Below are 12,575 nucleotides of genomic sequence, written 5' to 3' on the forward strand. Positions count from 1 at the left end.
GACCGACTTATTGGAGTCCCCGTGAATTCCGTGATCATCGTCCTGGTCATCCTGGTCATCCTGGCGTTCGTCGCACTGATCAAGACGATCCAGGTGATCCCCCAGGCGAGCGCGGCGATCGTGGAGCGGTTCGGCCGCTACACCCGCACCCTGAACGCGGGCCTCAACATCGTGGTGCCGTTCATAGACACCATCCGCAACCGGATCGACCTGCGCGAGCAGGTGGTGCCCTTCCCGCCGCAGCCGGTGATCACCCAGGACAACCTGGTGGTCAACATCGACACGGTGATCTACTACCAGGTCACCAACGCCCGGGACGCGACCTACGAGGTCGCCAGCTACATCCAGGCGATCGAGCAGCTGACCGTCACCACCCTGCGCAACATCATCGGCAGCATGGACCTGGAGTCCACCCTGACCTCGCGCGAGACCATCAACGCCGGCCTGCGCGGGGTGCTGGACGAGGCCACCGGCAAGTGGGGCATCCGGGTCAACCGGGTCGAGCTCAAGGCGATCGAGCCGCCGACCTCGATCCAGGACTCGATGGAGAAGCAGATGCGCGCGGACCGCGACAAGCGCGCCGCGATCCTCACCGCCGAGGGCGCCCGGCAGGCCCAGATCCTCACCGCCGAGGGCCAGAAGCAGGCCGAGGTGCTCCGCGCCGAGGGCCAGGCCCAGGCCGCCGTGCTGCGCGCGGACGGTGAGGCCGCGGCCATCCGCACCGTCTTCGAGGCGATCCACGAGGGCGACGCCGACCAGAAGCTGCTCGCCTACCAGTACCTGCAGACGCTCCCGGAGATCGCCAAGGGCGACTCCAACAAGCTCTGGATCATCCCGAGCGAGATCGGCGACGCCCTCAAGGGCCTCGGCGGCGCCTTCACCGGCCTGGCCCCCAAGGACGCGGCGCCGGTCGCGGACGCCAACGGCATCCCGGCCCAGCCGCGGATGGAGAAGCGCCGGGAGTACCCCCCGATCGACCCCGAGTGATCACACGTGGTCCCGAATGATGGGCCGCCGCACCCCTCCACCCACGGTTCGTGCATGATCTGAAGCGCACGAACAGTGAAAGTGAAGGGGTGCGGTCATGTCGCCGTGGGAGGCAGTAGGCGTCTTCGCCGCCGGAATCGGCGCCGGAACCATCAACACCGTGGTCGGCTCCGGGACCCTGATCACCTTCCCGGTCCTGCTCGCGGTCGGCCTCCCCCCGGTCACCGCCAATGTCTCCAACACCCTGGGCCTGGTCCCCGGCTCCGTCAGCGGCGTCCTCGGCTACCGCGAGGAACTGCGCGGCCAGCGGTCCCGGCTGATCCGCCTCGGCAGCGCCTCGCTGACCGGCGGACTGCTCGGCGCGATCCTGCTGATGGTGCTGCCGGCCGGGGCCTTCAAGGCGATCGTCCCGGTGCTGATCGGCATCGCCCTGCTGATGGTGGTGCTGCAGCCCCGGCTGGCGAAGTACCTGGCCACCCACCGCAGCACCCCGGTCACCGCCGAGGGCGGGGTCGCCCTGCTGATCGGGGTGTTCGGCACCGGCGTCTACGGCGGCTACTTCGGCGCCGCGCAGGGCGTGCTGCTGCTCGGCCTGATGGGCCTGCTGCTGGACGACGAGCTGCAGCGGATCAACGCCACCAAGAACGTGCTGGCCCTGCTGGTGAACGGGGTCGCCGCGGTCTTCTTCCTGTTCGTCGCGCACATCGACTGGACCGCCGCCCTGCTCATCGCGGCCGGCTCGGTCATCGGCGGCCAGCTCGGCTCCCGGATCGGCCGCCGGCTCCCGCCGACGGCGCTGCGCGCCCTGATCGTCGCGGTCGGAATCGCCGCAATGGTCAAGCTGCTGCTCTAGGGGGTGTCCGGTGGCGTAGGTTCGTTCGACGTCCTCCGCACCACCCGGCCCCCACCCAGGAGCGCAGCATGAGCAAGCGTCCGGAACGCCTGACCGACGAACAGATAGCCGAAGGCCTCCGCGACGTCCCGCAGTGGCACCGCGAGGGGGACGCCCTGCTGCGCACCCTGCAGGCCCCCGACTTCCCGGCGGGCGTACGCATCGTGGTCGCCGTCGCCGAGGCCGCCGAGGCGATGGACCACCACCCGGACATCGACATCCGCTGGCGCACCCTGCACTTCGCCCTGACCACCCACGACGCCGGCGGCATCACGGTCCTGGACCTCCGACTCGCCGCCGCGGTGGACACCGCCGTCGACACGGTCCTCAGCTCATCGTGAGATGCTGACGGCCGCATCGTGAAGGCGGGAGCTGACGGAACCCATGGAACGCGACCCATCCGGTACGGAGTACGGGCAGTACTGGCAGCCCGAGGCGCAGCAGCCGGAGGGCTACGCCCAGCCCGCGCCGCCGCAGGCCCAGGCCTACGACCAGTCGGCGGGGTACGGCTACCCGCCCGCCTACCCGGAGCAGCCGTACCCGGAGCAGGCGTACCAGGACCCCCAGTACCAGGCCCAGCAGTACGCCGCCTATCCCGAGCAGCAGCAGTACCAGGGCTACTACCAGCCCTCCGCCGACTACACCGGGTACCAGCAGGCCGAGTACCAGCCCACGGAGTACCAGTACGGCGTCCCGGCCCAGCAGGGCTACGACGCCACCGCCCAGTGGTCCTCCACCGAGATGTACCAGGCCGAGCAGTACCCGGCCCCGGAGGCCCAGCCGCAAGCGCAGCCTCCGGTCGAGCCCGAGCCCCCCGCGGAGCCCGACCCGGCGACCGGGCCCGAACCCGAGCCCGCCGGCGAGGACCCGCTGCTGCCGCGCCTCGCCGCCGCCGCGACCGGCCGGGCCCCGGGCACCGACCGCCGCAGCTTCCTGCTCCGGGCCGGCGTCGGCCTGCTCGCCCTGATCGTGGTCGCGGTGGCGGGCTACGCGGTGGCCGGCCAGGGCGGTACCAAGAAGCCCGCCGCCGGCGCCGGCTCCCAGGCCAACCTCAGCGGCACCCACAGCAAGGCCTGGTCCGCCCCGGCGGTCCCGGCTTCGGCCGGCAACGACGGCCTGCTCGGCTCCTGGCTGCTGCCGGACGCCCTGGTCCGCGGCGACGGCACCGCCGTCACCGCCTACGACACCGCCAAGGGCGGCAAGCTGTGGACGGTCGTCCCGCCGAGCCCGGGCGCGGTGCCCTGCGCGATGTCACCCACCGTCAGTTCGACGGGTGTCGGCGCCGTGCTCTTCCAGGCCAAGGCCGGCACCGGCCAGGCCTGCACCCAGCTGGTGGCGGTGGACACGGCGACCGGCAAGCAGAAGTGGACCGCCACGATCAACAAGGCGACCAAGGCGTACAGCGCCTCGGTCATGGTCAATGACACCCGGGCCGTCGCGGTCGGCGACGCGGCGGCGGTCGGCTACGACCTCGGCACCGGCAAGCAGAGCTGGACCTACGCGGGCCCGGGGAAGTTCTGCGGCGCCCTCGGCGGCAGCGGGGTGGCGAGCACCCTGCTGCTGCAGAGCACCTGCGCCGACACCAACCCCAAGCAGCAGGCCATCAACCTGAACGCGGACACCGGCAAGCTCGTCTGGTGGCGCGGCCTGCCGCAGACCGCCGCCTCGTACACGGTGCTCTCGGCCGTCCCGGCCGTGGTCGCGGTGCACATGACCGCCGCGGGCAAGGACACCATCATGTCCTTCAGCGCCAAGGGCGACACCCAGGCCAGCATCCCGGTCACCCAGCCCGCCGGCCTGCTCGACTCGACCCACGGCGCCTTCGACCCGGACCCGGCCCTGTTCTTCCAGGACAGCACCATGATCGCCGAGATCACCCCGGGCGGAGCCGCCAGCGGCACCGCCGGGCTGCTGACCGCGTTCAACCTGGTCGACGGCAAGCAGCTGTGGCAGGCCACCCCGCTGGAGAAGGGCCGCTCCGCCCTGGTCGGCATCGACAGCACCGCCGCCGTGGTGGCCACCGAGGAGCGGATCGGCCAGCAGGCCAGGCTCAGCCACTTCGACCTGACCACCGGCAAGGAGTCCTCGGGCGGAAACTTCCCCCGGGGCACCGGCTCGCTGCTCACCTCGGGCCGGATCCTCTACCGCGGCAGCCTGGTCGCGGTGCTCCCCGAGTTCACCAACCCCTACGGCTCCTCGGCGACGGTCTTCAACGCCACCGGCTGACCATCCGTGGGGGAGTCGTCGGCCCGGACCCCCGTACCGGGCCGACGACAGCTCTCGTCCCCTGTCACACCGCGCCGCTCAGGCGGGCAGCGGCAGCCACTCCGGCAGCTCGCCGTGCTTCGCCCCCAGCGCCAGCATCAGCGACGCCTCCGGGGTCGGCTCGAACGGCGTGACCAGCAGCGCCATCCCGGCCTGCTCCGGCGTCCGGTCCGCCTTGCGCTGGTTGTCGGCGGCGCAGGCCGCGACCGTGTTCAGCCAGGTGTCGCCGCCCCCGCGGGACTTCGGCAGCACGTGGTCGACCGTGCTCGCCCGCCGCCCGCAGTACGCGCAGCGGAACCCGTCCCGCACCAGCACGCCCCGGCGCGACCAGGCCGCCCGTTGTCGGAACGGCACCCGCACGTAGCGCCGGAGCCGCACCACCTTCGGCAGCGGCAGTTCCACCGAGGCCGCCCGGACCAGGGCCAGCGGATGCGCGTGCTCGACCACGGCCTTGTCCTGGAGTACCAGCACGACGGCACGCTGCAGCGACACCGTCGACAGCGGCTCATAGCTCGCGTTGAGCACGAGTGTGTTGCGCATTCCGGCCACCTCCAGGACTCCGGTCCGCCCCCATGGCGGCCTGCGTGACCACTGTGAAGGCGGACCCGCTCCTGGAACAACGCAATTTCCCGCCCGGCTACTCCTGCCGCGCGGGGCTACTCTCCGCTACTCCCCGGGGTTCTCGTACTCGGCGATCACCTGGGCCCGGCCCAGCGCGTGGAAGCGCAGGTTGAAGCCGACCACGGCGGGCGTGGCGTCCGCGTCCGGGCCGAGCTTCTCCTGGTCCACCGCGTAGACCGTGAACACATAGCGGTGCGGGCCGTCCCCGGGCGGCGGCGCGGCGCCGCCGAAGTCCCGGGTCCCGTAGTCGTTGCGTACCTGCACCGCGCCCTCGGGCAGGCCCTTGAAGTCCCGGCTGCCGGCCCCCTCGGGGAGCTCGGTCACCTCGGCCGGGATGTCGAACACGGTCCAGTGCCAGAACCCGCTGCCGGTCGGCGCGTCCGGGTCGTAGCAGGTCACCGCGTAGCTCAGGGTCCCCTCCGGGGCGTCCTCCCAGCTCAGCTGCGGGGAGGTGTTGCCCCCGGCGTACACCTGCGCGTCCGCCAGCGTCCCGCCGGCGTCGAAGTCGGTGCTGCGCACCGTGAAGGCAGCCACCGGCGGGTGGAAGTCATGGGGAAGCGGTCGCCTGGATTCCGACACTGCGTCAACCTCCTGCATCGAGCCTGGTCCTTACGGGTTCAGGCTATCCCCGGCGCCGCGTCTAGGATCGGGCGGAGCGGCCAGGACCACCGGAAGGAGCAGTCAGGACATGTCGGACACCGGTGGCCTGCTGCCCCGTGACTTCTTCGCCCGCGCGGCACACGAGGTCGCCCCCGAACTGCTGGGGCGGCTGCTGCTGCGCCGCGAGCCGGACGGGGACATCCTGCTGCGGATCACCGAGGTGGAGGCGTACGAGGGCGCCACCGACCCGGCCGCCCACGGCTTCCGCGGACGGACCGCCCGCAACGCCACCATGTTCGGCCCGGCGGGCCATCTGTACGTGTACTGGATCTACGGGATGCACCACGCCGCCAACCTGGTGTGCGGCGATCCGGACGAGTCGCACGGGGTGCTGGTCCGCGCCGGCGAGGTGCTGCGGGGGCACCCGTCCGTGCTCAGCCGCCGGCTGACCGCGAAGCGCCCGGCGGAACTGGCGCAGGGCCCGGGCCGGCTCGCCCTGGCGCTCGGGATCGACCGCACCCTCGACGGGACCGATGTCTGCGACCCGGGCTCGGCGGTGCAGGCGCACCGCGGCTCCCCGCTGCCCGGATCCCAGGTCCGCAGCGGACCGCGGACCGGGGTCTCCAGCGCGCACGAGACCCCGTGGCGCTTCTGGGCGGACGGCGATCCGACGGTCAGCGCCTACCGGCGCCACGTCCCGCGCAAGCGCTCGCAGCGCGGCGGCTGACCGGGCCGACACCGCCACCGACGGCGGCTACTCCTGCCACTTGAGGATCTGGTGCAGGGCGTCGAACATGTCCCGGCGCTCGGGGCCGAACCAGTCGTTCACCTGCTGCAGCACCGCCTGCGGCGAGGTGGGGACCGCTTCCCGGGTGAGCGCGGACGCGGAGGCGCTCAGCTCGTCGGCGGCCATCGACAGCGCGCCGGCGGCCTGCGCCAGGCTCGGCCAGTCACCGGAGCCGACCGCGGCTCCGCACTGCCGCACCAGCCCCAGGACGAGCCCGTACTGCTCGGCGAGTTGCCGGCCGGCGTCGGAGAGGACCGGATCAGTGGACATGCCACGACGGTAGGCCCCGACCGCGCGGGCTGCCACTGGGAGCCTCCCGTCCCGGCCGCACTTTCGGGTGATGCGGCCCTGAGCTCAGTGACCCGGTCGGACGAGCTCTCGTTGACCCGCCGTGACAGCAGCCAGAGGGTCGTGGAATTCAGCAGCTGCAGACGCGGAAACGGTTCTGCGGCGGTCATTGGAACCAATTTTCGAGGAGCTCGCCCAGCAGTGGTCCGCCGAGGGCCGCGTCGTCCCGGGCCGGGAGGCGGACCGGAAGACGGCTCCGCCGGCCAGACCCGGACGACGGCGGTTGCCGCCGGTGTGAACCGCTACGGCGCGGCCGGGTCCGGCCGGAAGGCCAGTACGGCGACGTCGTCCCGGCCGTCCGGCGCCTGGCCGAGCAGGCGCTCGCAGAGCTCGTCGACCGGCAGGTGGCGGGCCGCGACCGCCGCCGCGGCGAGTCGGTCCAGCCCCCGCGCCAGATGCTCGCCGGGGATCTCGACCAGTCCGTCGGTGAAGAGCACCAGGGTGTCGCCCGGGTCGATCCGCCGGTGGTGGGTGGTCCGCGGCCGGGCCGGGTCGACGCACAGCGGGATGTCGGCCTCGCCCCCGCTCAGCAGGCACGGGGCGCCGGAGGCCGGCAGCAGCAGCGGTGGCGGATGCCCGGCATTGGACCAGGCCGCCTGCCAGCCGCCGCCGGACGGAACCAGGTGCACGTGGATCACCGTGGCGAAGGCGGCGACGTCGAGACCGGTGGCCGCGAGGTCGAGCTCGGCCAGGATCTCGGCCGGGGCGTGCCGGTCGCTGTGGGCGTAGGCGATGGCGCGCAGCATGCTGCGCAGCTGGCCCATGCCGGTGGCGGCGGCCAGGTCGTGGCCGGCCACGTCCCCGATGGTGAGGGCCAGCGACCCGTCCGGCAGCAGGAAGGCGTCGAACCAGTCGCCGCCGACCTCGGCGGTGCGGCTGCTGGGCTGGTAGCGGGCGGCCAGCCCGGCTCCGGGCACCGGGGGCGTGCTGGTGAGCAGGGCGCGCTGGAGCGCCAGCGCGACCTGGCGGGTGCGCTGCAGTTCGAGCGACTGGCCCAGCGGCACCTGCGCGAGCTGGAGCACCTCGTGCAGCAGCTCGATGTAGGCCCGGTCCGGACGCGGCCGGCCGCCGCAGACCGCCGCCGCGGCCAGGGCCACCACCCGTCCGTCGATGATGACCGGGACCAGGGTCAGCGCGGTCGCCTCCGCCTCGGAGAGCCAGGCGGCCGAGACGGTGGGGACCGCCCCCTGCGGCGGCGCGTGCGGTTCGAAGGTCAGCAGGGTGGGCCGGCGCTCGGCGATCACCCGGCGGGCCCGCGCCCCGAGCAGGTACTCCTGACGCAGCATCGGCGGCAGCGGCGGCAGGCCGGGCCGGGCCACCGAGGCCACCCTGGTGGCGGAGACGCTCCCGCCGGGCGCCCGGTCGGGGTCGGTGAGCAGGAAGATCGCGCAGGCGTCGGCGAGGTCGGGAACCACCACGGCGGCCATCGCCATGAAGGCGTCGTCCATGTGCGGGGTGTCGGTGACCGCGACCGCACGGGCCATCAGCTCCTCGCGGAGCCGGTTGCGCCACTGGTCCTCGATGTCGGAGGTCGCCCCGATCCACTCCACCACCTCGCCCTCGCAGACCACCGGGACGGCCCGGCTCTGCACATGGCGGTAGTCGCCGTCCGTGCTGCGCACCCGGAACACGGCCTCGAACATGCCCCTGTCCGCAGCGGCCCGGCGCCAGGCCTCGACCAGTCCGTCCACGTCCAGCGGGTGGATCACCTCGAACCAGCCCGCGTCCATCGCCGAGCGCCAGGGCTGGCCGGTGAAACTCTCCCAGCCCTCGACGAGTTCGGTCATCGAGCCGTCCGGCCGGGCCACCCACACCATCTGGGACACCGCCGAGACCAGCGCCTCGTAGCGGTGCAGCGTCTCCAGCCGCTGGTCGGACAGCAGTTCGGCACGCCGGGTCGCGCTCACCTCGGCGGTGGCGTCGACCAGGGCCACCAGGACGCCCCGGCCGTAGCGGGAGCGCACGGGCGAGGCGCTGTGGATGAAGTGGCGCTCACCCCCGCCGGGACCCGCCACGACGCGGGGCGCCGCCAGCCGGCGCGCGGTGGTGTCGGCGTAGACCTGGTCGAGCAGGGCGAGGAACGGATCGGCCGGCTCGTCCCCGAACGCCTCCCGGACCGGGACGCCGTGCGGCCGGTCGCCGAAGAGGCCGCGGAACGCCTCGTTGCTGTAGACCAGCCGGTGCTCGGGACCCGCGGTCAGAGCGATCATGAACACGGCCTGGTCGAAGACCTCGGGGGTGAGCTCCGGATTCGGGTGCGCGCCGTCCCCCTCCTCGACGGGAGCACCGAGGGACTCCATCAGGCCATTCTGCGGACCGAGGGCACGGCAGCGGAGAGCAGGCTGCCGATGACCAGGCCCAGCAGCACGCACACCGCGGCGGCGGCGACGGTCACCGAGGTGGCGGCGTCGGTGGTGAAGGGGACCAGCGCGCAGGCCGCGGTGGCCAGCGTCATGATCCAGGCGAAGAAGCTCCCCGGCTGCGGGGTGGTGCACAGCAGCAGGTGCAGCACCGCGGTCGCGGCCAGGGCGGCCGCGGCGGCGCCGAGCGCGACCCCGACGGTGCTCAGCGGGCGGCCGTCGTGGCCGGCATAAGCCGGGATGTCCAGCACACTGCGGATCAGCAGCACGCTGACCAGCGCGGCGAGCGCCGCGGTCAGCGCGGTGGCGGCACCGGCCGCCCAGAGCCGTCCGGCCGCCACCCGGGGCCGCCGCGGCCCCGGCCGCGCGGCCGGAGGCGACAGCGGCGGCCACGGCGGCGGGGTCGCGGGGCGGCTCGGGTCGGTCATGGAGACTGCCTCTCGGGCCGTCGGCGGCGGGGACGCCACCTGGGTCGGCCGGGGTTGGCGCGGCGGTGCTTCGACCCTCCCCAGTCTTGGCGGCAGCCCCGCCCCGCGCCGCCACGGCGGACCGAACGGGTGAGGCCGCCACAGCGCCGCATGACGATTCGTACACACCTGCTGCACAATCAGCGCCGTTCAGCTTGCGGCAGTGGCGGGGGAGTGCCCATGGCGAAACAGCGCGACGACACAGGCGAGGCCGACACCGCGAGGATCCCGCTGCTGGGGGAGACCGCCCTGGTCCGCCCCTATGTCCAGCAGGCCGTGGTGGAGCCGACCGAGGAGATCGACAGTTCCCCTGAGCCGGGCACGCCCGGCAGCGCCGGCAGCCGTCCGCCGGTCGCCCGGCCCGCGCGACCGCAGCCGTCCGACCGCGGCCGGCGGGCGGTCGCGGTGGTCGTCGGAAGCAGCACAGCGGTACGGCGGGACCACCGTCGCCGCACCGCCCTACTGGTCGGCGTCGGCGGTCTCCTCCTCGCCGGACTGGGCCTCGCCGTCGCCGGAGCGGCCCACCTGCTCCCCGGCGGAGCGGACGGCCCGGCCGGACAGAGCGCCCCCATGGTGGACGCGACACTGGCGTCCGCCGACGCCGCGGGCGGGCCCGCGCATCCCGCCACCCCCTCCCACGGAGCGGGAGGGCCGGCCCTGGACTCCGCCTCGGCCCGACCGTCCGCGACGGGCCGCACCAGCGTGGCGCCCAGCGCCTCCTCGTCCGACTCGTCCGACTCGTCCACCCCGGCCTCGGGGCCGGTCGCCCCCGCAGGCAGGACCGGAACCGCCGCCCCGGCCCCTGGCACGGCCGGCGACCCCGACCTGGCCCTGCACGCCTCGGCCCGGGACGACGGCCACACCCAGACCTACACGGCGGCCAACGCGGTGGACGGGGATCCGGACTCCTACTGGGAGAGCACGGACAACGCGTTCCCGCAGAGCCTGACCGTGGACCTGGGCGCGAAGCACACCGTGGGCCGACTGCAACTGAGGCTGCCGCCGCTGGCCGCCTGGGGCGCACGCACCCAGACCCTCGCGGTCCTGGGCAGCGGCGACGGCACGTCCTTCGCCACCCTGAGCGGCCCGGCGGGCTACACCTTCGACCCCCGCGGCGGCAACGCCGTCACCGTCCTGCTGCCCGCCCACTCCCCGGTCCGCTACCTGCGGTTGACCTTCACCGGCAACACCGGCTGGCCGGCCGGGCAGCTCTCGGATCTCCAGGCCTACGCCTCCTGAGCACCGGCACACCTGGAGGAATATCCGGTAGCGAGGACCGCGTAGGCTCGAAGAGGCTGTGCGGGACCATACCGGTGCACGCCCCCGACCAGAGGAGAAGCGAGACCGTGACGGACATCGTCGACGAGCTGAAGTGGCGCGGACTGATCGCCCTGTCCACCGACGAGGACGCACTGCGCAAGGCATTCGCGGACGGTCCGGTCACGTTCTATTGCGGCTTCGACCCGACGGCCTCCAGCCTGCACCTGGGCAACCTGGTGCAGCTGCTCACCATGCGCCGCATCCAGGACGCGGGCAACTTCCCGCTCCCGCTGGCCGGCGGCGCCACGGGTCTGATCGGCGACCCCCGCCCCACCTCCGAGCGCACCCTGAACGACCCGGAGACCGTGGCCGCCTGGGCCCAGCGCTTCCGCGGCCAGTTCGAGCGCTTCCTCGACTTCGAGGGCCCGTACGCGGCACAGATCGTCAACAACCTGGACTGGACCTCGGGCCTGTCGGCGATCAGCCTGCTCCGCGACATCGGCAAGTACTTCCGGGTCAACACCATGATCGCGAAGGAGGCCGTCGCCCGACGCCTCAACTCCGACGCCGGCATCAGCTACACCGAGTTCAGCTACCAGGTGCTCCAGGGCATGGACTACCTCGAACTCAACCGCAGGTACGGCTGCACCCTGCAGACCGGCGGCAGCGACCAGTGGGGCAACCTCACGGCCGGCACCGAGCTGATCCGCAAGGCCGACGGCAAGTCCGTCCACGCCCTGGGCACCCCGCTGATCGTCAAGGCGGACGGCACCAAGTTCGGCAAGACCGAGACCGGCACCATCTGGCTCGATTCCGACCTGACCAGTCCGTACGCCTTCTACCAGTTCTGGCTGAACGCGGACGACCGCGACGTCGCCAACTACCTCCGGATCTTCTCGTTCCGCTCGCGGGAGGAGATCGAGGAACTGGAGCGCCAGACCACCGAGAAGCCGGCCGCCCGCGCCGCCCAGCGCGCTTTGGCGGAGGAGCTGACCGCCCTGGTCCACGGCGAGGAGCAGTTCAACCGCGCGGTCGCGGCCTCCAAGGCGCTCTTCGGCCAGGGCGAGCTCACCGACCTGGACGCCGGCACCCTGGACGCCGCCGTCGCCGAGCTCCCGCAGGCAAAGGTCGACGAACTCCCCAGCGTGGTCGACCTGTTGGCCGCGACGGGCCTGGTCGCCAGCAAGTCCGCAGCCCGCCGCGCGGTCAAGGAGGGCGGCGCCTACCTCAACAACACCAAGGTCACCGACGAGGAGGCGGCCCCTACTCAGGACGACCTGCTGCACGGCCGCTGGCTCGTCCTCCGCCGCGGCAAGCGAAGCCTCGCCGCGGTCGAGTACGCCCCCGCAGCTGTCTGACCTGCGTAGTTGTCCATCGATGGCGAAGATCTAAAAGATCTTCGCCATCGATGTTTGACGGCACCCGAAGAAACGTCTAATGTTGGCCGAGTCGCCTGATTCGGGCTGGTGTGTCGCACGGGGCTTCGCCTCGCCGCACTGACCCTCACGTGACCACGTTGCACAGTTCAGTCCGCCACCTCAATCGATCTCTTCGAGGCCGACGCACGCGTCGAATTCGAATCGGTCGCTTTTGCGTGCGAATTGACAGCCGTGATTTCCGGGTCCCCGGAAAATGCGGTAGCGTAACGCCGGTCGCCAAGCGACACCCCACCTCGGCGGGGAGCAGAAATGAAATTCGGACGGTTCGCCCGGACGAAACGGATCTGCTAGGCTGAGAAACAGAACGAAGCGCCCGGAGGGTCGGTGTGAAAGCCGCCTGAAGGAAGTGTCCGTTCCTTGAGAACTCAACAGCGTGCCAAAAGTCAACGCCAAATGTTGATACCCCGTCCGCCCGCGTCATGTGGGTGGTCGTGGTTCCTTTGGGAAAAAATAGAGTAGTAAACACTAGCGAGGACGCAGTGCACAGGGTCGGCTATTCCGCTGGCTGCTGTGCCGCTCAACGCGGGTGCTTTCCGGATATCCGGATGA

At 72.3% G+C, this 12,575-nt stretch carries 12 protein-coding genes; 7 read left to right on the forward strand and 5 right to left on the reverse strand.

Going from position 1 to position 12,575, the window contains the following annotated elements; translation table 11 throughout:
- Positions 1 to 21 precede the first annotated feature (21 nt).
- The 4 genes from ACEZDG_RS37455 (at position 22) to ACEZDG_RS37470 (ending at position 4,105) form a co-directional block, all read left to right on the forward strand.
- On the forward strand, positions 22 to 987 hold the full coding sequence (locus ACEZDG_RS37455; RefSeq protein ID WP_380519360.1) for an SPFH domain-containing protein: 966 nt from the start codon (positions 22 to 24) through the stop codon (positions 985 to 987).
- A gap of 97 nt (positions 988 to 1,084) precedes the next feature.
- Positions 1,085 to 1,840: a sulfite exporter TauE/SafE family protein gene (locus ACEZDG_RS37460; RefSeq protein WP_380519362.1), complete on the forward strand. Its 756-nt coding sequence runs from the start codon at positions 1,085 to 1,087 to the stop codon at positions 1,838 to 1,840.
- Between the two features lie 68 nt (positions 1,841 to 1,908).
- Positions 1,909 to 2,220 (forward strand): 4a-hydroxytetrahydrobiopterin dehydratase, encoded by a 312-nt coding sequence (locus ACEZDG_RS37465; protein WP_380519363.1) that lies wholly within the window; start codon positions 1,909 to 1,911, stop codon positions 2,218 to 2,220.
- Between the two features lie 43 nt (positions 2,221 to 2,263).
- Complete coding sequence (locus ACEZDG_RS37470; protein WP_380519365.1) at positions 2,264 to 4,105, forward strand: outer membrane protein assembly factor BamB family protein; 1,842 nt, start codon at positions 2,264 to 2,266, stop codon at positions 4,103 to 4,105.
- A 78-nt stretch (positions 4,106 to 4,183) separates the two neighbouring features.
- On the opposite strand, the gene ACEZDG_RS37475 is transcribed toward ACEZDG_RS37470, so the two are convergent.
- A complete protein-coding gene (locus ACEZDG_RS37475) occupies positions 4,184 to 4,684 on the reverse strand; it encodes an HNH endonuclease (RefSeq protein ID WP_380519369.1) in 501 nt (166 codons plus the stop codon).
- A 126-nt stretch (positions 4,685 to 4,810) separates the two neighbouring features.
- A complete protein-coding gene (locus ACEZDG_RS37480; protein WP_380519371.1) occupies positions 4,811 to 5,362 on the reverse strand; it encodes a YbhB/YbcL family Raf kinase inhibitor-like protein in 552 nt (183 codons plus the stop codon).
- Between the two features lie 91 nt (positions 5,363 to 5,453).
- Between ACEZDG_RS37480 and ACEZDG_RS37485 the strand changes: the two genes are divergently transcribed.
- Positions 5,454 to 6,092 carry a DNA-3-methyladenine glycosylase gene (locus ACEZDG_RS37485; RefSeq protein WP_380519374.1) on the forward strand — a complete coding sequence of 213 codons (639 nt, stop codon included), beginning with the start codon at positions 5,454 to 5,456 and terminating at the stop codon, positions 6,090 to 6,092.
- A gap of 27 nt (positions 6,093 to 6,119) precedes the next feature.
- On the opposite strand, the gene ACEZDG_RS37490 is transcribed toward ACEZDG_RS37485, so the two are convergent.
- The 3 genes from ACEZDG_RS37490 to ACEZDG_RS37500 form a co-directional block, all read right to left on the reverse strand.
- Complete coding sequence (locus ACEZDG_RS37490; protein ID WP_380519376.1) at positions 6,120 to 6,422, reverse strand: hypothetical protein; 303 nt, start codon at positions 6,420 to 6,422, stop codon at positions 6,120 to 6,122.
- Positions 6,423 to 6,742: 320 nt separating this feature from the next.
- Positions 6,743 to 8,800 carry a SpoIIE family protein phosphatase gene (locus ACEZDG_RS37495; RefSeq protein ID WP_380519381.1) on the reverse strand — a complete coding sequence of 686 codons (2,058 nt, stop codon included), beginning with the start codon at positions 8,798 to 8,800 and terminating at the stop codon, positions 6,743 to 6,745.
- Complete coding sequence (locus tag ACEZDG_RS37500; protein WP_380519385.1) at positions 8,800 to 9,288, reverse strand: DUF6069 family protein; 489 nt, start codon at positions 9,286 to 9,288, stop codon at positions 8,800 to 8,802. Before ACEZDG_RS37500 ends, ACEZDG_RS37495 begins: the two co-directional genes overlap by 1 nt.
- A gap of 219 nt (positions 9,289 to 9,507) precedes the next feature.
- Here ACEZDG_RS37500 and ACEZDG_RS37505 point away from each other — a divergent pair, with 219 nt between their 5' ends.
- Both ACEZDG_RS37505 and tyrS read left to right on the forward strand, forming a co-directional pair.
- Positions 9,508 to 10,566: a discoidin domain-containing protein gene (locus ACEZDG_RS37505; RefSeq protein ID WP_380519389.1), complete on the forward strand. Its 1,059-nt coding sequence runs from the start codon at positions 9,508 to 9,510 to the stop codon at positions 10,564 to 10,566.
- Positions 10,567 to 10,673: 107 nt separating this feature from the next.
- Entirely contained in the window at positions 10,674 to 11,945 is a 1,272-nt protein-coding gene (tyrS, locus tag ACEZDG_RS37510; protein ID WP_380519394.1) for a tyrosine--tRNA ligase, read from the forward strand.
- Positions 11,946 to 12,575: the final 630 nt, after the last annotated feature.

Source organism: Streptacidiphilus alkalitolerans (assembly GCF_042511045.1).
GTDB lineage: Bacteria > Actinomycetota > Actinomycetes > Streptomycetales > Streptomycetaceae > Streptacidiphilus > Streptacidiphilus alkalitolerans.

What these genes read in the sequence shown, in the direction of transcription:
- ACEZDG_RS37460 (WP_380519362.1), top strand. Translation starts at nt 1,085, where the DNA reads ATGTCGCCGTGGGAGGCAGTAGGCGTCTTCGCCGCCGGAATCGGCGCC.
- ACEZDG_RS37465 (WP_380519363.1), top strand. Translation starts at nt 1,909, where the DNA reads ATGAGCAAGCGTCCGGAACGCCTGACCGACGAACAGATAGCCGAAGGC.
- ACEZDG_RS37470 (WP_380519365.1), top strand. Translation starts at nt 2,264, where the DNA reads ATGGAACGCGACCCATCCGGTACGGAGTACGGGCAGTACTGGCAGCCC.
- ACEZDG_RS37475 (WP_380519369.1), bottom strand. Translation starts at nt 4,684, where the DNA reads ATGCGCAACACACTCGTGCTCAACGCGAGCTATGAGCCGCTGTCGACG.
- ACEZDG_RS37480 (WP_380519371.1), bottom strand. Translation starts at nt 5,362, where the DNA reads ATGCAGGAGGTTGACGCAGTGTCGGAATCCAGGCGACCGCTTCCCCAT.
- ACEZDG_RS37485 (WP_380519374.1), top strand. Translation starts at nt 5,454, where the DNA reads ATGTCGGACACCGGTGGCCTGCTGCCCCGTGACTTCTTCGCCCGCGCG.
- ACEZDG_RS37490 (WP_380519376.1), bottom strand. Translation starts at nt 6,422, where the DNA reads ATGTCCACTGATCCGGTCCTCTCCGACGCCGGCCGGCAACTCGCCGAG.
- ACEZDG_RS37495 (WP_380519381.1), bottom strand. Translation starts at nt 8,800, where the DNA reads ATGGAGTCCCTCGGTGCTCCCGTCGAGGAGGGGGACGGCGCGCACCCG.
- ACEZDG_RS37500 (WP_380519385.1), bottom strand. Translation starts at nt 9,288, where the DNA reads ATGACCGACCCGAGCCGCCCCGCGACCCCGCCGCCGTGGCCGCCGCTG.
- ACEZDG_RS37505 (WP_380519389.1), top strand. Translation starts at nt 9,508, where the DNA reads ATGGCGAAACAGCGCGACGACACAGGCGAGGCCGACACCGCGAGGATC.